The organism is Micromonospora sp. CA-244673 (genome assembly GCF_050948395.1).
GTDB lineage: Bacteria > Actinomycetota > Actinomycetes > Mycobacteriales > Micromonosporaceae > Micromonospora.
Genome location: NZ_CP192019.1, coordinates 6,908,616 through 6,927,610, shown reverse-complemented (window position 1 = coordinate 6,927,610; position 18,995 = coordinate 6,908,616). Strand labels below are relative to the sequence as shown.

Below are 18,995 nucleotides of genomic sequence, written 5' to 3'. Positions count from 1 at the left end.
CGGGGAGTGGCGGGCGGGGTCGTACGATCGCTGCCATGGGGCCTGTGACCGGAGCCGCAGGGGCGCTCGCGGACGAGCTGCCGGGGTGGGTGACGCTGGTGCGTGCCCCGAACCCGGGGCCGATGACGCTCGACGGCACGAACACCTGGGTGCTGCGCGCCCCGGGCGCCGAGCACGCCGTGGTGGTCGATCCCGGCCCGGCCGACGAGGAGCACCTGGCCGCGCTCACCGCGCACGGCCCGGTCGGCTTCGTGCTGATCACCCACGGGCACGCCGACCACACCGAGGGCGCGCCCCGGCTCAGTGAACTGCTCGGCGGGGCGCCCGTCCTGGCCGTCGACCCGGCCCACACCGTGGGCGGCGCGCCGCTCACCCCGGACACCGCGCTCGACGCCGGCCTGGACATCCGCCTGCTGAGCACCCCCGGGCACACCGCCGACTCGGTCTGCTTCCTCGTGGGGCACGGCGACGAGCGGGTCGTGCTCACCGGTGACACCATCCTCGGGCGGGGCACCACCGTGGTCGCTCACCCGGACGGGCACCTCGGCGACTACCTGTCGAGCCTGGAACTGCTCGCCACGTACCGGGGGATCCCGGCGTTGCCGGGGCACGGCCCGGCGCTGGCCGACTGCGGTGTGGCGGCCGACTTCTACCTGGCCCACCGGCGGGCGCGGCTCGACCAGGTCCGCGCGGCGGTCGCCGCCGGCGCGACCACCGCGCCGGAGGTCGTCGAGCGGGTCTACGCGGACGTCGACCGGTCGCTGTGGTGGGCAGCCGAATGGTCGGTCCGGGCCCAGTTGGAGTACCTCGGGGTGAGCACCCGGGAATCCGGCGCCGGGGGTACGGGGTTGGAGCAGCCGTGACCTGCCCGGTGTGTGGAACCGTCGCCGTACCCGGCGCGCGGTTCTGCCACAACTGCGGAGCCGCCCTGCCGGCCGCCGCCACGCTGCCCGCCGCCGAGCGGCGGGTGGTCACCGTGCTCTTCGGTGACCTCTCCGACTTCACCTCCTGGTCCGAGGACCTCGACCCGGAACGGGTCGGCGCCGTCACGGACCGGGTGCTGGCCGCCCTGGCCGGCGCGGTCAAGACCTTCGGCGGGCACGTCGACAAGCTCACCGGCGACGGGATCATGGCGGTCTTCGGCGCGCCGGTGGCGCACGAGGACGACGCCGAGCGCGCCGTCCGGGCCGCGCTCTCCATGCAGCGTGCGGTCCGCCGGGTGCTCGACGACGAGCGGGGCGGCGGCGCGCCGCTCGGCCTGCGGGTCGGGCTGAACACCGGCGACGTGATCGCCGGCATCCAGGCGGCGATCGAATACACGGTCATCGGCGACACGGTGAACACCGCCGCCCGGCTCGCCGACGCCGCCGCCGTCGGCGCGGTCTACGCGGGCGGGCGCACCTCCGCGGCCACCCGGCACGTCGCCTCCTGGCGGGCGCTGCGCCCGCTGCGGCTCAAGGGCAAGCGCGAGCCGGTCGAGGCGTACGAGCTGCTCGGCCTGCTGGACGCGCCGGGCACCCGGTCGGGCCTCGGCGACGAGGCGCCCTTCGTGGGCCGGGAGACCGAGATCGGCCGGGTCGCCGGCCGGCTCGCCGAGGTGATCGACCGGGGCGAGCCCCGGGTGCTGCTGATGACCGCCGAGGCGGGGATCGGCAAGTCCCGGTTCGCCGCCGAGGTGGAACGCCTCGCCGCCGGCTACGACGTCGGCGCCGGCCGGTACGCCGCGCACACCGGCGCCCGGGTGCTCTCCGTGCGCTGCGCCGCCTTCGGCGAGCGGCGCCGGCTCGCACCCCTCGCCGACCTGGTCCGGGCGGCGGTCGGCCTGCCCAACGACGCCGCCACGGCGCTCACCCGGCCGGCGGTCGAGGAGCGGCTGCGCCGGCTCGGGCAGCGCCTCGGCCGGCTCCCCGGCGACACGCCCCCGATCGCCGTGGACCAGCTCCTGGCCCTGCTCGGGTACGCCGAACTCCCCGCCGCCACCGAGAACGGCGAGTGGAACGCCGCCGCCCCGCCGCCGGACGCCGAGGCGGTGCCCAACGCCGTCGCCGAGCTGCTCAGCGCGCTCGCCCTGGAGGCGCCGCTGGTGATCGTGGTGGACGACCTGCACGACGCCACCGCCGAGACGATCAAGGCGCTCGCGCTGACCCTCAACCGGCTCAGCGGCCCGGTGCTGGTGCTGCTGCTCGGCCGGCCCGAGCTGGTGCGGACCGCCGGCGCGCTGACCCGCGTCGCGGACGCCGAGGTGCACGCGCTGCCCCCGCTGCGCGGCGCCGACGCCTCCCGGCTGCTCACCAGCTATCTGAGCGGCGGCAAGCTGTCCACGGCCGACGCCGACCGGCTGCTCGCCACCGCCCAGGGCAACCCGTTCTACCTGGCCGAGCTGGTCACCCTGCTGATGGAGCGCGGCGCGCTGACGGCCGGCCCGGGGCGGGACGCCAACGTCGGCTGGCGGCTCGCGCCCGGCTCGCTGGGCAGCCGGCTGCTCTCCCGCGACCTGGCCGCCGTGCTCGCCGCGCGTATCGACGCGCTGCCGCCGGACGCCCGCTCGGTCCTGCGGGACGCCGCGGTGGTCGGCGACATCGTGCCCGACGGCGCGCTGGAGGCGCTGCGCGAGCAGCGCGTCGGGCGGGACGGCCGGCCGGCCGCGGTGGCCGCGGTCGAGCTGGACCGGGCCGTGGAGGAGCTGCTGCAACGCCGCATGCTGCACCGCACCCGCACCGGGTTCGCGTTCGCCACCCCGCTCATGCGGGAGGCCGCGTACGCCGGGGTGAGCAAGGCCGAGCTGGCCGAGCGGCACGCCGCGCTGGCCCGCTGGGCCGCACCGGAGAGCACCGGCGGCGCCGGCACGCCGGCCGGCGGGTTCACCGAGTCCGCCCGGGACGACTTCGTGGCCGAGCACGTCGAGCGGGCCGCCGCGCTCGCCGACGCGGTCAAGCTCCGCCCGGACGCGCCGGCCCGGGCGGTGGCTCCGCTGGGCGTGGCCGCGCTGGGCCGGGCCGCCCGCCGCGCGCTGCGGTCGGGGGAGCCGGCGATGGCCGTCGAGTACGCCGAACGTGCCGCCGAGCTGGCCCGTGACGGGGTGCCGCTGGCCGACCGGGTGGTGCACGCCCGGGCGCTGCTCCAGATCGGCCGCCCGGCCGACGCGCTCGCCTTCGCCGAGAAGATCGCCGCGAACGCCGGGGACGCGGCGGCCACCCGGACCAGCGCGCTGTTGCTGGCCGGGCAGGCCCACCAGACGCTGGGTGACGCGGCCCGGGCCGAGCGGAGCTGGCAGGAGGCGTTGCAGGTGGCCACGGCGGCCAACCTGCCGACCATGCGCGCCTCGGCGATGCGCCGGCTCGGCATGGCCGACTTCATCGCCGGGCGGCTGGGCCAGGCGAGCAGCCGGCTGGCCGCCTCCTACCAGGTCAGCCTCGCCGCGAAGGACCCGCGCGGGCAGGCCTGGTCGTTGCAGAACCTCGCCTGGGTGACCACCACCCGGGGCGACTTCGCCGGCACCGACGCGGTGCTCGGCCGGGCGGCCCGGCTCTTCGCCGAGCTGAAGGACCCGTACGGGCGGGCCTGGCTGCGCGGCACCACCGCGTTCGCGCGGCTGCTCGCCGGCCGGCTCCGCGAGGCGTGCCGGATGGCGCAGGTGTTCCTGCCGTTCGGCGAGCGGGTCGGCGAGGCGTGGGCGGTGGGCACGTTGCGCGCCGTCGAGGCGTACGCCACCGCCGAGCTGGGCGAGCTGGCCGAGGCGGACCGGGCGGCGCGCCGGGCGTACCGGGAGTTCGCCGAGGTCGGCGACGACTGGGGGCAGGGCTTCGCGCTGGTGGTGCGCGGCGTGGTGGCGCGCGGGCTGGGCGAGCCGGAGCACGCCGCCGACCTGCTCACCGACGCCCTGGCGTACGCCGACCGCACCGCGCACCCGCTGCTCACCGGGATGGCCGGAACACTGCGCGGCTTCCTGGCGATGGACATGGGCGACGCCGAGACGGCCGAGCGGGAGGCCCGGTCGGTGCTGACCACCGTGGAGCCCCACAACCCGCAGGCCCCCGCCCAGGTGGCGCCGCGGGTGCTGCTCGCCGTGGCCCGGCTCGCCGCCGGCGACTCCGCGACCGCGGTGGGGCTGCTCGCCCCGGTCGCCACCGCCGCCGCCAACACCCCGTCGCTGCTCTTCTCCCGCCGCCAGACCATGGCCCGGTACGCGTCCGCGCTGCTCGCCCACGGCCAGCGCGAGCAGGCGCTGGACTGGGCGCAGCGGGCGGTGTCCGCCCCGGCCGAGGACGTGCGCAGCCAGGTCATCGCGCGGATGGTGCTGGCCGAGGCGTTCGCCGCCTGCGGCCGCCCGGCCGAGGCGCTGGCCAGCGCCGAGGAGGCGGTGCGCCTGGCGTACGCCACCGAGCAGCGCAGTGAGCGGGCCGTCGCCGACGCGCTCCGCGCCCGCCTCGCCGCGCACTGATCGATCCCCGGCCCGGTTCTGCCGGTTCCGGGGATGTGCCCGTCGGAGGGGGCGGTTAGCGTGGGGGGTGAGGGCCGCCCACGCCGGCGGCCACGGTTGGGGAGGGACGATGAGGCTGCCGCGCTCCGGCGCCGGCTGGACGATCGCGGTCTTCGGGCTCCTGGCGCTGCTGCTCGGCGCGCTGGGGCTGATCTGGCCGGAGACCCAACTCCGCCTGCTCGGCTTCGAGGTGCCCGCCGAGCGCGCCCCGGGTGACTACACCGGCACGTTCCTCACGGCGTCCTCGATGGCCTCGTTCAACATGGGGGTCTACTACCTGCTCGCGGTGGCCACCGAGTGGCGGCCGTTCTACCGGTTCACCGTCTGGTTCCGGCTGGTCACGTTCACCGTCTTCAGCATCGCGGTGCTCTCCGACGTCGCCCCGGACCGGTTCTTCGGGGTCGCCGCCTGGGAGGGCCTGGGCGCGGTCGCGACCGCCGTCGGCCTGTGGTGGGACGCCCGCCGGGCGGCCGCCGGGCCGGGCCGGCCGGCTGCGGCGGACGACACCGCTCCGGGCCCGGGCCCGGTTCCGGCGACCGACGCGGTGCACTGAGCGACCGGGACCGTTGGGTATTTTCGAGTCGTGACCGAGACCCCGCCCGGCGCCCTGCGGCTGCCCATCGTGCCCGGTCTGACCGACCTGGAGGTCTTCGCCCGGGGCGGCTACGCCACCGTCTACCGGGCCACCCAGATCTCGGTGGGGCGCGAGGTCGCGGTCAAGGTGGAGAACCGCACGCTGGACAGCGACCGGGACCAGGCGCGCTTCCTGCGCGAGGCGCGGGCGGCCGGCAAGATGTCCTCCCACCCGCACGTGGTGGACCTCTTCGACGTCGGGGTCACCGTCGACCAGCACCCCTACCTGATCATGGAGCTCTGCGACGGCTCGTACGCGGAGCGGATGCGCCGGCGCCCGTTGGGCGCGGTGGAGGCCCGCGACCTCGGCGTGAAGATCGCCGACGCGCTGGCCCACTCGCACGCGGCCGGGGTGCTGCACCGCGACGTCAAGCCGGCCAACATCCTCTACTCGCACTTCAACTCGGCGGTGCTGGCCGACTTCGGGCTCGCGGTGCTGGCCGAGGTGCGCGACGCCTCGGTCACCCTGGAGGTGCTCACCCCGGCCTACGCGCCGCCGGAGATGTTCAGCCACAGCCCGCCCAGCCCGGCCGTCGACGTCTACGCGCTCTGCGCCACCCTCTACGCGGTGATGCACGGCCGCCCGCCGCGCTGGCAGTCCGAGCGCAACCCGAGCCTGGTCACCGTGCTGGAGATGTTCCAGCAGCCGATCCCCGGCCTGCCCGGCGTGCCCGACGAGCTGATCGACGTGCTGCGGTTGGGCATGGCCAACGACCCGGGCGAGCGGCCCTCCGCCGTCGAGCTGGGCGGCATGCTCGCCGCCATCCCGCTGGACCCGGGCGCCGCGCCGGTGAGCGGCGCGCCCTATCCGGGGGCTCCGGTCAGCGGCGGCCCGACCACCGGCGGCCATCCGCTGACCCGCGCCGGCCAGCCGAGCCCGCGCCCGCCGGCCGAGGACGCCCACCCGACCGTGCCGACCCGCGGCCGGCGCTGGCCGCGGCGCTGGTTCCTCGGCGGGGCGGGGGTGCTCGCGCTGGCCGCCTCGGCCGGGGCCGGTGCCTGGCTGGCCGACGGCGCGCCCGCCGTGGTGTCGCCGACGCCGGTGGCCAGCGAGGCGGTCGAGCCCTCCGGGGCGAGGGTGGCGCCCGGCTGCGCGGCGGGTGACGTCCGCCTGCCGGCGGGCGCCCACTGCGCGTCCGAACTGGAGTGTTACGGCCCGGTGCGGTTGCGCCGCGACCGGGCCGAGGCCACCCGGGTGCCCTGCGACGGCCGGCACACCTGGGAGACCTACGCCGAGGGTGACCTGCCGGCCGCGCTGGTCGGTGCGGGCCACGGCGCGGTGGTCGCCGATCCCGCCGTCCAGCAGGTCTGCAGCGTGAGCACGTTCCAACTGGCCAGCGGCGTCCGGAAGATGGCCGGCTGGAACCTGGAGGTGCTGCCGCCGGCCGGCGCCGACCGCACCTACCGGTGCCTGGCGGGGCGGGGCGTGGACGCGCTGGCCGTGCCGACCCTCACCGGTCGCTGACCCCGTTCGCCGTCCGCTGCTGCCGCACCGCCCGCGGGTCGAGCGCGCCCAGGGTGTCGGCGTCGCCCGGGTAACCGCCGGCGGTCGCCCGCAGGTCCCGGACCGCCCGCGGGTCGAGGGCCTCCAACGTGTCGGCGTCGCCCGCGTAGCCGCCGACCGGCGTGCGGAGCTGCCGGACCGCCCGGGGGTCGATCGCCTCCAGCGTGTCGGCGTCCACCCCGTACGCGGTGGGGAGCGGCCACTCGTCGGCCGGGGCGTCGGCGCGGGGAGGAGCCTGCCGGGCGGCGGTGACCGTCACCCCGGCGATCATGCCGAGCAGCACGCAGACCAGGGCCAGCACCACCGACAGGATGCCGGCCGGCCGCCACACCACCAACGTCACCAGCGCCGCCACCGCCGCCACCGACGCGACGACGGCCTTGACCCGCGCATCGGGCTTCGGGAACGAACTCACCCGACAAGCATGGCTCAGGGCGTCGAACTGTCAACCGCCGGACCCGGACGGCTTCCCGTCAGTAGGTGCGCCGGGCCGGTCACCCTCCACTCCGGAGAGCCGCTAAAAGCGTCGATCAATAAACTTTCGTTACATCAATCGGCAATCTGTCGCTTCCGTCCGCGTTTGACGGGCCACTCCGGTGGGCCTTGATCCCTAAAGTGACGGATGTCGAGGTCTCCTCGACGGACCCCGTTCCCCACCGGAAGGCAGCCACATGCCACGTGCAATCCGGTCCCTCACCGCAACAGGGATCGCCGGCCTCGTCCTCGCCGGATCGGCGGTCGCGCCCGCCGCGGCCGCGGCCGCGACGCCGCAGCCTCCCGGCGTACGACCGGACCAGCGCCGCCGAGGCGCGCCGGGTCGACCGCGTGCCCACGCCGAAGCTCGACTGGTACGCCTGCTACGACTACGCCGAGTGCGCCACGGTCCGGCTCCCGCTGGACTACGACAACCCGAAGGGCGCCACCACCGAGGTCGCGCTGCTCCGGGTCAAGGCCCGCGACCAGCAGCACCGCATCGGCAGCCTGTTCCTCAACCCGGGTGGCCCGGGCGGCTCGGGCACCAGCATCGCGCTCGCCGCACCGTACTTCCTCGGCGACGATCTGCTCGACCGCTTCGACATCGTCGGCGTCGACCCGCGCGGGGTCGCCGCCAGCGACAACGTCAGGTGCTTCCCGTCGGTGAAGGAGCAGACCCGGGCGTACGCCGGGCTGAACGTCGCCTTCCCGTTCACGAAGGCCGAGGAGAAGGCGTACGTCGCGGCGTCGAAGGCGGTCGGCAAGGGCTGCTCGACCACCGGCAAGCCCCTGACCGGGGCGGCGTCCACCGCCGAGGTGGCCCGCGACATGGACGTGCTGCGCCGTGCGGTCGGCGACCGGAAGCTGAGCTACCTGGGCTTCAGCTACGGCACCGCGCTGGGGCAGTACTACGCCAACATGTTCCCGGACCGGTTCCGCGCCCTGGTGGTCGACGGGGTGCTCAACCCCGACGCCTGGATCGGGCAGGGCAAGGCCCGCAACCAGCTCCAGGAGACCCGGCTGCGCAGCGCCGACGGCGCGTACCGCGCGCTGCACGAGATCCTGGCCCGGTGCGCGAAGGCCGGCGCGGAGAAGTGCACGCTGGCGTCCGGCGGCGACCCGGTCGCCGCCTACGAGACGGTGGCGCAGCGGCTGCGCAAGAAGCCGCTGGTGGTGGACGACCCGGACGCCGGGCGGTTCACCGTCACCTACGCCGACTTCGTCGGCGCCACCCTCAGTTACCTCTACGACCCGAGCGGCTGGCAGTACATCGTGGACCTGACCGGCGAGCTGCTGGTGCTGACCGACCCGGCCGCGGCCGCGCCCGACCGGGCGGAGGCGCGCACCGCCGTGGCACAGCGGGCCGCCCAGGCCCGCCGGCAGCGGGGCTACGACTTCCCGTACGACAACGGGCTGGAGACGTTCCTGACGGTGGACTGCACCGACGCCTACCACCCGAAGAGCGCGGACGCCTGGCCGGCGCTGTCGGCCAGGGAGGACAAGCGGGCCCCGTACTTCGGCCGGGCCTGGGCCTGGGGCACCGCGCCCTGCGCCCGCAACACCTGGACCGTGCGGGACTCCGACGCCTTCACCGGCCCGTTCGACCGGACCACCGCCGCCCCGGTGCTGGTGGTCGGCAACTACTGGGACCCGGCGACCAACTACCAGGGCGCGGTCAGCTCGGCCCGGCTGCTGCCGAACAGCCGGCTGCTGAGCAGCGACAGCTGGGGGCACACCGCCTACGGCACCTCGGCCTGCGTGACCGGCGCGGTCGACGCGTACCTGCTCGGCGGGACGCTGCCCGCCAGGGGCACGCTCTGCACGGGTGACGCGCAGCCGTTCCAGGACGAGCCGGCGGCCACCCGGGCGAAGGCCTCGAAGAGCGACCTGGCCCGGGCCGGTGAGCCGGGCCGGGGCGAGCCGAAGCGGCTGCCGCCGGTGGTGGCGCCGCTGCCGGCGGTCGGCACGCTGACCGTCCGCTGACGGACCCCCGGGGTACGGCGGGCGATCGGGCGCCCGCCGTACCCCGGGCCGCGGACGGAGCGATCGGGGCAGCGTGCGGCCGGTTCGGCGGGTTAGAGTACGGCCGCACCCCGCTCCCGCCGATCCCGGCCCGAATGCGGGGGCGCTGCGCCGCCGTGATCCGCCCCCTGGCGAACGGTGGCCCTCGACCTCCCGACCAAGGAGCTCTCCACTTCCATGTCTCGTAGATGGATCTCTGCCCTGATGTCCGCGGGGCTCGCGCTCGGCGCGCTCGGCATGGCCCAGCCGGTCAGTGCGGCCGGCTCCGCACCCGACGGTGGTGGCCGGGCGAACGCCGGCCTCAAGCCGGGCGCGCGCACCAGCTCGGCGTCCACGAGCGCCGCGACCCCGCCCGGCTACACGATCCGCGGCATCGACGTCTCCAGCCACGACCACAACCTCGGCCCGATCGACTGGCCGGCGGTGGCGGCCGGTGGCTACAAGTTCGCGTACGTCAAGGCCACCGAGGGGCACACGTACCTCAACCCCTACTTCGCCGAGGACTACGCCGCGGCCAAGGCGGCCGGCCTGCTCGTCGGCGCCTACCACTTCGCCCGCCCGGACGGGGGTGACCCGGTCACCGAGGCGAACTTCTTCGTCGACAACGCCCAGTTCGCCAAGGACAGCCAGACGCTCGTGCCCATGGTGGACATCGAGTGGCCGTACTGGTCCGGCGCGCCGACCTGCTACGGGCTCACCCCAACGGAGATGTCCAGCTGGATCCGGTCCTTCACCGACCAGGTCAAGGCGCGCATCGGCCGGCCCGTGATGATCTACACGAACACCAACTACTGGAACCCGTGCACCGGCAGCGACGCGTCCTTCGGCGCCAACCCGCTGGACATCGCCGGCTACACCGAGACCCGCCCGCCCCTGCCGGCCGGCTGGACGACGGAGACCATCTGGCAGTACGCCGCCGGTGACGCCAGCAAGCCGGGGAACTACAGCCAGAACGTGTTCAACGGCGACTACGCGGCCCTCACCCGGCTCACCGGCGCTCCGGCGGCCGCGGCCCCGATCGCGATCCGGGCCCGTGCCAACAACCGTTACGTGGTGGCCGAGAACGCCGGCGCCAAGCCGCTGATCGCCAACCGGACCTCGGTCGGGCTGTGGGAGCAGTTCGACCTGGTCGACGCGGGCGGCGGCTTCGTGGGCATCCGGGCCCGTGCCAACGGCCGGTACGTGACGGCGGAGAGCGCGGGCTCGCAGCCGCTGATCGCCAACCGCACGTCGGTCGGCGCCTGGGAGAAGTTCACGGTGGTCGACAACTCGGACGGCACCATCAGCCTCCGGGCCAACGCCAACGGCCGGTACGTGACGGCGGAGAGCGCGGGCACCCTGCCGTTGATCGCCAACCGCACGTCGGTCGGTCCGTGGGAGAAGTTCGACCGGATCGCCACCTCCTGAATCGCCGCCGTTGCCCGGCGCCCCGACGAGGGGTGTCGGGCAACGGCGTTTTCAGTAGGACTTGTCCTGGCCGAGGACGTGCTGGGCGACGAAGTTGAGGATCATCTCGCGGCTGACCGGGGCGATCCGGCCCGCCCGGACCGCGCCGAGCAGGGTCGCCACGCCGTACTCCGTGGTCATGCCGGCGCCGCCGAGCGCCTGGACGGCGGTGTCCACGGCGAGCGCGGCGGCCTCGCCGGCCGCGTACTTGGCCATGTTGCCGGCGACGCCGGCCTCCAGGTCGCGGCCGGCGTCGTAGAGGGTGGCCGCCTTGTGGATCATCAGGCGGGCCAGTTCCACCTGCACCGCCGCGTGCGCGAGCGGGTGGGCGACGCCCTGGTGCGACCCGATGCTCTTTCCGCCCCACACCGTCCGCTTGGCGGTGTACTCGCTGGCCCGCTCGATGGCGTACCGGCCGGTGCCGGCGCCCATCGCGGCGACCGTGATCCGCTCGGGGTTGAGACCGGAGAAGAGCGCCGGAAGCCCGGCGTCCAGGGACTCGCCGACCAGCGCGTCGGCGGGCAGCCGGACGTCGTCCAGGTAGAGCAGGAACTGGTTCTCCGGGGAGAGGATCTCCATGTCCAGCTTGGACAGTTCCAGTCCGGGGGCGTCGGTCGGCACGATGAACAGGGCCGGCTTCAACTTGCCGGTGGAAGAGTCTTCGGTACGTGCCACGACCAGCACGTGCCCGGCCTCGTCGACGCCGGAGATGTAGCACTTGCGGCCGGTGAGCAGCCAGTCGTCGCCGTCGCGGCGGGCCACCGTGCCGAGCCGGTGGAAGTTCGAGCCGGCGTCCGGCTCGGTGATCGCGAAGACGATCTTCTGCGAGCCGTCGGCGAGGCCGGGCAGGTGGCGCTTGCGCTGCTCGTCGGTGCCGTGCTTGTTGATGACGGTGGCCGCGATGGCGGGCGAGACCACGAGCAGCAGCAGCGGGCAGCCGGCCGCGGCCAGCTCCTCGCAGACGATGGCCAGCTCGGTGATGCCGCCGCCCCCGCCGCCGTACTCGGTGGGGATGTTGACGCCCAGGTAGCCGAGCCGGCCGGCCTCCTGCCACAGCTCGGTGGTGTGTCCCCCCGACTTCGCCTTCGCCACGAAGTAGGAGTGACCGTACTTGCGGCCCAGTGCCCGGACGGCGTCGCGGAGCTGGTCCTGCTCGGGGGTGAGGTCGAAGTTCATCGCGGGTCCTCCTCTGGATTCGACGGCTCCAGGTCGCGGCGCGCCGAGCTGGAGTTGTCGACAACGGCCAGCACGGCCCCGGTGTCGACCTGGCCGCCGGCCGGCACGGGCAGCTCCGCCACCACGCCGTCGGTCGGGGCGAGCACGGGGTGTTCGAGCTTCATCGCTTCGAGGGTCAGCAGCAGGTCGCCGGCGGTCACCCGCTGGCCGACCTCGACGTGCACCCGGGTCACCGCGCCGGGCAGCGGCGCGAGCAGCGACCCGGCCGCCAGCTCCGCGGTGGGCAGGGGGAAGCGGGGCAGCTCGGTGAGGCTCGCCGCCCCGTCCGGGCCGTCCACGAAGACCTCCGATCCCACCCGGTGTACGCGGAACGCCCGCCGCACCCCGTCGACGTCGAGCACGACGCGGTCGGGTGCGGCCTCGACCAGGGCCACGGCCGGCGCGGCGCCGGACGTGGTGCCCCCGCCGGCCGGGGACGCCGACCAGTCGGCGAGCGCGCCCGTGCGGTCCAGCCGGTACCGGACCTCGATCTCGGCGCCGTCCGCCCCGCCGAACCGGGCGACCTGCGGGAACGCCGGCACGTTGCGCCACCCGGACGGCAGTCCGGCCAGCACGGTGGCCGCGGCGCGCCGCCGCACGGCCGACGCCAGCGCGGCGGCCAGCGCGACAAGGGGGAGCTGGTCGGGCGGCAGCAGCGGGGCGAAGACCTCGGGATGCCGGTCCAGGAAGCCGGTGTCGACGTCGGCGGCGCCGAACTCGCGGCTGCGCAGCACCCGGACCAGCAGGTCCCGGTTGGTGGCGACGCCGTGCAGCTCGGCCCGGGCCAGCGCGCCGGCGAGGGCGCGGACCGCCTCGGCCCGGGTCGGCGCCCAGGCGATCAGCTTGGCGAGCATCGAGTCGTAGTGGACGCCGACCGTCGAGCCGTCGGTCACGCCGGAGTCGAGTCGCAGGCCCTTCGCCGTGGTGAACCCGCTGGCCACGCCGGGGATCGCGAACCGGTGCAGGGTGCCGGTGGCCGGGCGGAAGCCCTGCGCCGGGTCCTCGGCGCAGAGCCGCACCTCGACGGCGTGGCCGTCGGCCGGCGGGGTGGCGTCCAGCGGCAGCGGCTCGCCCTCGGCGACCAGGAGCTGCAACCGGACGAGATCCAGCCCGGTGGTCAGCTCGGTGACCGGATGCTCCACCTGCAGGCGGGTGTTCATCTCCAGGAAGTGGACATGCCCGTCGGGGGCGAGCAGGAACTCCACGGTGCCCGCGCCCACGTAGTCGACCGCCCGGCCGGCGGCCACCGCCGCCTCGTACAGCCGCTCGCGCACCTGCGGGGGCAGGACGCCCGGCGCCTCCTCGACGATCTTCTGGTGTCGGCGCTGGATCGAGCAGTCGCGCGCCCCGAGGGCCACCACCGTGCCGTGGCTGTCGCCGAAGATCTGCACCTCGACGTGCCGGCCGCGCTCGACGTACCGCTCGATGAAGACCGTGCCGTCGCCGAAGGCGGCGGCCGCCTCGCGGCGCGCGCCCGCGACGGCCTCGGCGAGCCCGGCGGCCTCGCGGACCACCCGCATGCCCCGGCCGCCGCCACCCGCGGCGGCCTTGACCAGCACCGGGAAATCGGTCACCTGGTCGGCGTCGGTCCAGGTGGGCAGCATCGGCACGCCCGCGTCGGCGAGCAGCGCCTTGGCCGCCATCTTGTCGCCCATGGCGGCGATCGCCTTGGCGGGCGGGCCGACCCAGGTCAGCCCCGCGTCGGTGACCGCGGCGGCGAACTCCGCGTTCTCGGCCAGGAACCCGTATCCGGGGTGGACCGCGTCCGCGCCGGACCGGCGGGCCGCGTCCAGGACCAGGTCGATCCGCAGGTACGTCTCGGCCGGCGCGTTACCGGGCAGCCGGACGGCCTGGTCGGCCTCGGCCACGAAAGGCGCGTCGGCATCCGCGTCGGAGTGCACGGCGACCGTCTCCACGCCGAGCGCCCGGCAGGTGGCGAAGACCCGGCGGGCGATCTCGCCCCGGTTGGCCACCAGCAGTCGATTGATCATGATGGCCCCTCTCACATCCGGAAGACGCCGAAGCCGTCGGCGCCCCTCACCGGTCCGCTGTGGATCGCCGACAGGCAGAGCCCGAGGACGGTACGGGTGTCCCGGGGGTCGATCACCCCGTCGTCGTAGAGCCGGCCGGAGAGGAAGAGCGCTCCGGACTGGGACTCGATCTGCTGCTCGACCATCATCCGCATGGCGGCGTCGGACTCCTCGTCGTAGTCGCGCCCCCGGGCGGCGGCGGCCTGCCGGGCGACGATCGACAGCACCCCGGCGAGCTGCGCCGGCCCCATCACCGCCGATTTGGCGTTCGGCCAGGTGAACAGGAACCGCGGCTCGTACGCCCGGCCGCACATGCCGTAGTTGCCGGCCCCGTAGGAGGCGCCCAGGTTGACGGTCAGGTGGGGGACCGTCGAGTTCGACACCGCGTTGATCATCAGGGCGCCGTGCTTGATGATGCCCCGCTGCTCGTACTCCGTGCCGACCATGTAGCCGGTGGTGTTCTGGAGGAAGACCAGCGGGGTGTCGGCCGCGTTGGCGAGCTGGATGAACTGGGCGGCCTTCTGCGCCTCCTCGCTGAACAGCACGCCCCGGGCGTTGGCCAGCACCCCGACCGGATACCCGTGCAGCTCGCCCCAGCCGGTGACCAGGGCGGTGCCGTAGGTGGGCTTGAACTCGTCGAACTCGCTGCCGTCCAGGACCCGGGCCAGCACCTCGCGCGGGTCGAACGGCACCTTGAGGTCGGCGCTGGCGATGCCGAGCAGCTCGTCGGGGTCGTACCTGGGTGGCGCGGGGGCCGGGTTGCGCGGCGGCGGCCCCTGCTTGCGCCGGTTGAGCCGGCGTATGCACTGCCGGGCCAGCCGGATGCCGTCCCGCTCGTCCTCGGCCAGGAAGTCGGCCAGGCCGGACTTCGCGGAGTGCATGACCGCCCCGCCCAGCGACTCGTCATCGGTGACCTCGCCGGTGGCCATCTTCACGAGCGGCGGCCCGGCCAGGTAGACCTGGGACCGGTCCCGGATCATGATCGTGTAGTCCGACATGCCGGGCACGTAGGCGCCACCCGCCGTGGCGTTGCCGAAGACCACGCTGACCGTGGGGATCTTCGCCGCGGAGAGCCGGGTCAGGTCGCGGAACACCCGGCCGCCCGGGATGAAGATCTCGGCCTGGGTGGGCAGGTCCGCACCGGCGCTCTCCACCAGGTTGACCATGGGCAGCCGGTTGGCCAGGGCGATCTCGCCGGCCCGGCGGGTCTTGGCGAGCGCCCACGGGTTCACGGCGCCGCCGCGTACCGTCGGGTCGTTGGCGACGACCAGGCACTCCACGCCCTCGACCACCCCGATGCCGGTCACCGTGCTGGCGCCGACCGGGAAGTCGGTGCCGTACGCGGCCACCGGCGACAACTCCAGGAACGGGCTGTCCTGGTCGAGCAGCAACTCGATCCGCTCCCGGGGGAGCAGCTTGCCCCGCTTGTGGTGGCGGGTCACGTACTTCTCGCCGCCGCCGGCCCGCGCCTGGTCGAGCGCGGTCTCCAGCTCGGCGAGGCGCTCCAGCAGCGCCTCCCGGTTGGCGCGGTAGGCCGGTGCGGCTGGGTCGATCGCGCTGTCGAGTGTGGTCAAAGGCCCATGCCCTTCGCGATGATCTCGTTCATGATCTCCGTGGTGCCGCCGCCGATGCCGAGGATCCGGGCGTCGCGGTAGTGCCGTTCCACCTCGGCGTCGCGCAGGTAGCCGAAGCCGCCGTGCAGTTGCAGCGCCGCGTCGACGACGAAGTCGCAGGCGGCCACCGCCACGTTCTTCGCCATCGCCACCTCGGTCACGACGGGCTGGCCCGCGACCACGCGCTCGGCCACGTCGTGCACGTACGACCTGGCCGCCTCGGCGCGGGTGTGCATCTCGGCGAGCCGGTGCCGGACGAGCTGCCGGCTGGCCAGCGGGCGGCCGAACGTGGACCGGTCCCGGCACCAGCGGGTGGCCAGCTCCACGCAGCGCTGCGCGGTGGCGTAGGCCTGGGTGGCCAGGGACAGCCGCTCGGTGGCGAACTGCTGCATGATCGCCAGGAAGCCGGTGTCCTCCGGGCCGACCCGGTTCGCCACCGGCACCCGGACGTCGACGAAGGAGAGTTCGGCGGTGTCCGAGCAGTGCCAGCCGAGCTTCTCCAGCCGCCGGCCGACCGTGAACCCGGGCGTGCCCTTGTCGATCACCAGCAGGCTGAGCGCGCCGCTGCCCGGCAGCACGGTGCAGACCGCGGTGGTCACGAAGTCGGCCCGGATCCCGCTGGTGATGTAGGTCTTCGACCCGTTCACCACGTAGTGGTCGCCGTCCAGCCGCGCGCAGGTGCGGATGCCCGCCACGTCGGAGCCGCCGTCCGGCTCGGTGATCGCCAGCGCGCCGATCATCGTGCCGGCGAGGGTGGGCCGCACGTACCGGTCGATCAGGCCGTCGTCGTGGGAGGCGACCATGTGGGGCAGCGCGATGCCGTGGGTGAAGAGCGCGGCGATCAGCCCGGACGAGCCACCCGAGCGGATGATCTCCTCGGTGACCAGGATCGAGTCGAGCAGGTCGCCGCCGCTGCCGCCGACCGACTCCGGGAAGCCGATGCCGAGCAGCCCGACCTTCGCAGCGGTCTCGTGCAGCGAGCGGGGCACCGCACCGGCCCGCTCCCAGTCGTCCAGGTGGGGTAGGACCTCCCTGGTCACGAAGGCCCGGGTCAGCTCGCGGAGCTGCCGCCGCTCGGGAGTGTCCACGATGGTCATGACGGCACCCCCGGGTCGAGGTCGGCGGGCAGGTCGACCGGCCGGGAGCGGAGCAGCTCACCGAGCGCCTTGGCCTGCGGGTCGAAACGGGTGGAGGCGGCCACACCCTGGCCGAGCAGCCCCCGGATCACGAAGTTGACCGCGCGCAGGTTCGGCAGCTCGTACCGCTCGACGGTCAGCGGGGCGGTCTCCGGCAGCAGTTCGGCCAGCCGCGCGACGGTCAACCAGCCGCGCAGCCAGGCCCAGCCGGCGTCCGACCGGGCCCAGACGCCGAGGTTCGCGTCCCCGCCCTTGTCGCCCGATCGCGCCCCGACCAGCTCGCCGAGCGGCGCCCGCCGGGTCGGGTGCGAGGACGGGCCCCCTGTTGACGCCTCGGGTTGTGCAGGGGCCCCCGGCACACACGTGACGGCGGGTGGCGGGATCGGCACCCGGGTCCCGTCCGGCAGCACGGCCACGTGCGCGACCGCGTCCTGCGGCACGGCGTCGGCCGTGAACACCCCGTACGGGGTGGCGTCGCCGGGCAGCGTGGTCAGCGTGCAGCCCGGATAGGAGGCCAGCGCCAGCTCGACGGCGGCCGCCGAGAAGGCCCGCCCGGCCCGCGCCTTGTCGCCGTCCCGCAGGTGTACGTGCAGCAGCGCGCTCGCCGCCTCGGTGTCGGTGGCGTCCGGGTGGTCGGTCCGGGCCAGCGTGAACTCCAGCCCCTCCTTGCCGACCGCCTCCTCCAGCTGGCCCCGGACCAGGGCCGCCTTGGCCGGGATGTCCAGCCCGCAGAGCACGAACGTCATGGAGTTGCGGAAGCCGCCCAGGTTGTTGACGCCCACCTTGAGGGTGTCCGGCGGGGGGTTGCCCCGGACACCGGAGACCCGCACCCGGTCCGGCCCCTCCTGCGCCAGCTCCACCGTGTCCAGCCGGGTCACCACGTCCGGCCCCAGGTAGGCCGGCCCGCCCACCTCGTACAGCAGCTGGGCGGTGACCGTCTCGACGGTGATCGCGCCGCCCGTGCCCGGGTGCTTGGTGAGCACCGACGAGCCGTCCGCGTGGATCTCGGCGATGGGGAAGCCGGGCCGGTGCCCGCCGTCGGGCAGCTCGGTGAAGAAGCTGAAGTTGCCGCCGGTGACCTGCGCCCCGCACTCGATGAGATGCCCGGCGACGGTGGCCCCGGCCAGCGCGTCGAGGTCGTCCCGGCTCCAGCCGAAGCGGGAAATGGCCGGGCCGACGGCCAGCGAGGCGTCGGTCACCCGCCCGGTGACCACCACGTCCGCCCCGGCGTCGAGGCAGGCCGCGATGCCGAACGCCCCCAGGTACGCGTTCGCGGTCAACGCGTCCGGCCGGGCCAGGGCGTCGCCCTCGACGTACCCGATCCGGACGGTGAGACCGAGCCGGTCGGCGAGGGCGCCGATCGCGGCGGCCAGCCCCGCCGGGTTGAGCCCGCCCGCGTTGGTGACCAGCCGGACCCCGCGCTCCAGCGCGGTGCCGAGGGTGCCCTCCAGCTGGCGGAGGAACGTCCTGGCGTAGCCGAGCGAGGGGTCGCGCATCCGGTCCCGGCCGAGGATCAGCATGGTGAGCTCGGCCAGGTAGTCGCCGGTCAGCACGTCCAGCTCGCCGCCGTCGAGCATCTCCCGCCAGGCCGTGAGGCGGTCGCCGTAGAAGCCGGACGCATTGCCGACCCGCAGCACGGTCACCGGACCACCCCGCTGCCCGCCGCCTCGCGCTTGCCGCCGGGCGGCCCCGCGAACGCCTGGGCCACGTCCAGCCACTCGTCGGCGACCGGCCCGGTGGCGACCAGCGCCAGGTCCGCGCGGTGCCGGCGCTGGGTGACCAGCAGGCAGAAGTCGAGCGCCGGGCCGGTGACCCGGTCGGCCGCGTCCGCCGGCCCGAAGGCCCAGGTGTCCCCGTCGGGCGCCACCAGCTCGACCCGGACCGGCGCCGTCGGCGCCGCCCGGCCGTGGGCCGCGAAGCTGTGCCCGAGGGTACGGAAGCCCAGGTGCGCGATGTGCCGCAGGCGGGCCGTCGGGGCACGCCGGACGCCCAGCGCGTCGGCCACGTCCGCGCCGTGCGCCCAGGTCTCCATGAGCCGGGCGGTCGCCATCGAGGCGGGCGACATCCGGGTGCCGTACCAGGGCAGCTTCTCCCCGGCCGGGAGGGCGGCGAGCGCCGTCGCGAGCGCGGCCCGGCCGGCCCGCCAGCGGGCCAGCAGCGCGGCGGCCGGGGCGAGGAACGATTCGGCGCCGTCGTCGACCAGCCGGGACGGGTCCGGTGCGGAGGTGACCGAGGCGAAGAACGCCGCCGCGTCGGTCGCCGCGAGGTGGGCGACGTGGTCGGTCCAGGCCAGGTGGGCGATCTGGTGCGCGATGGTCCACCCGGGGGCCGGGGTCGGCCGCTCCCAGGCTTCCGGCGGCAGCGGCGCGACGAGGGCGTCGAGCTGCTCGGACTCGGCGGCCAGGTCCGCGAGCAGGGCTGTCAGGTCGACCATGGTGCCTC

Annotated in this window: 13 protein-coding genes; 6 read left to right on the top strand and 7 right to left on the bottom strand. The window is 75.1% G+C overall.

Annotated features, from left to right (window positions below):
• Positions 1-35: 35 nt before the first annotated feature.
• The 4 genes from ACQP12_RS31895 to ACQP12_RS31880 all read left to right on the top strand — a co-directional run bounded on the left by ACQP12_RS31895 (position 36) and on the right by ACQP12_RS31880 (position 6,578).
• Positions 36-863, top strand: coding sequence for an MBL fold metallo-hydrolase (locus ACQP12_RS31895; RefSeq protein WP_433283720.1), 828 nt, complete (start codon positions 36-38; stop codon positions 861-863).
• Entirely contained in the window at positions 860-4,441 is a 3,582-nt protein-coding gene (locus ACQP12_RS31890) for an adenylate/guanylate cyclase domain-containing protein (protein WP_433283718.1), read from the top strand. The genes ACQP12_RS31895 and ACQP12_RS31890 overlap by 4 nt, the downstream gene beginning before the upstream one ends.
• A gap of 109 nt (positions 4,442-4,550) precedes the next feature.
• Entirely contained in the window at positions 4,551-5,033 is a 483-nt protein-coding gene (locus ACQP12_RS31885) for a hypothetical protein (RefSeq protein WP_433283716.1), read from the top strand.
• 30 nt (positions 5,034-5,063) lie between these two features.
• Entirely contained in the window at positions 5,064-6,578 is a 1,515-nt protein-coding gene (locus tag ACQP12_RS31880; protein WP_433283714.1) for a serine/threonine-protein kinase, read from the top strand.
• On the opposite strand, the gene ACQP12_RS31875 is transcribed toward ACQP12_RS31880, so the two are convergent.
• Positions 6,565-7,032 carry a hypothetical protein gene (locus tag ACQP12_RS31875; RefSeq protein ID WP_357941843.1) on the bottom strand — a complete coding sequence of 156 codons (468 nt, stop codon included), beginning with the start codon at positions 7,030-7,032 and terminating at the stop codon, positions 6,565-6,567. The genes ACQP12_RS31880 and ACQP12_RS31875 overlap by 14 nt on opposite strands.
• 410 nt (positions 7,033-7,442) lie before the next feature.
• Here ACQP12_RS31875 and ACQP12_RS31870 point away from each other — a divergent pair, with 410 nt between their 5' ends.
• Positions 7,443-9,074: an alpha/beta hydrolase gene (locus tag ACQP12_RS31870; RefSeq protein ID WP_433283711.1), complete on the top strand. Its 1,632-nt coding sequence runs from the start codon at positions 7,443-7,445 to the stop codon at positions 9,072-9,074.
• A 243-nt stretch (positions 9,075-9,317) separates the two neighbouring features.
• Positions 9,318-10,520: a GH25 family lysozyme gene (locus ACQP12_RS31865; RefSeq protein WP_433283709.1), complete on the top strand. Its 1,203-nt coding sequence runs from the start codon at positions 9,318-9,320 to the stop codon at positions 10,518-10,520.
• A 51-nt stretch (positions 10,521-10,571) separates the two neighbouring features.
• On the opposite strand, the gene ACQP12_RS31860 is transcribed toward ACQP12_RS31865, so the two are convergent.
• Genes ACQP12_RS31860 through ACQP12_RS31835 form a run of 6 tightly spaced genes read right to left on the bottom strand, consistent with a single transcriptional unit; the run spans position 10,572 to position 18,987 of the window.
• Positions 10,572-11,735 carry an acyl-CoA dehydrogenase family protein gene (locus ACQP12_RS31860; protein ID WP_433283707.1) on the bottom strand — a complete coding sequence of 388 codons (1,164 nt, stop codon included), beginning with the start codon at positions 11,733-11,735 and terminating at the stop codon, positions 10,572-10,574.
• Positions 11,732-13,765, bottom strand: a complete 2,034-nt coding sequence (locus ACQP12_RS31855; protein ID WP_433283705.1) for a biotin carboxylase N-terminal domain-containing protein — start codon at positions 13,763-13,765, stop codon at positions 11,732-11,734. The genes ACQP12_RS31860 and ACQP12_RS31855 overlap by 4 nt, the downstream gene beginning before the upstream one ends.
• Positions 13,766-13,776: 11 nt before the next feature.
• On the bottom strand, positions 13,777-15,378 hold the full coding sequence (locus tag ACQP12_RS31850; protein ID WP_433283703.1) for an acyl-CoA carboxylase subunit beta: 1,602 nt from the start codon (positions 15,376-15,378) through the stop codon (positions 13,777-13,779).
• Positions 15,375-16,514 (bottom strand): acyl-CoA dehydrogenase family protein, encoded by a 1,140-nt coding sequence (locus ACQP12_RS31845; protein ID WP_357941831.1) that lies wholly within the window; start codon positions 16,512-16,514, stop codon positions 15,375-15,377. Before ACQP12_RS31845 ends, ACQP12_RS31850 begins: the two co-directional genes overlap by 4 nt.
• Complete coding sequence (locus ACQP12_RS31840) at positions 16,511-18,196, bottom strand: acyclic terpene utilization AtuA family protein (RefSeq protein WP_433283701.1); 1,686 nt, start codon at positions 18,194-18,196, stop codon at positions 16,511-16,513. Before ACQP12_RS31840 ends, ACQP12_RS31845 begins: the two co-directional genes overlap by 4 nt.
• On the bottom strand, positions 18,193-18,987 hold the full coding sequence (locus ACQP12_RS31835) for a TIGR03084 family metal-binding protein (RefSeq protein ID WP_433283699.1): 795 nt from the start codon (positions 18,985-18,987) through the stop codon (positions 18,193-18,195). Before ACQP12_RS31835 ends, ACQP12_RS31840 begins: the two co-directional genes overlap by 4 nt.
• Positions 18,988-18,995 lie beyond the last annotated feature (8 nt).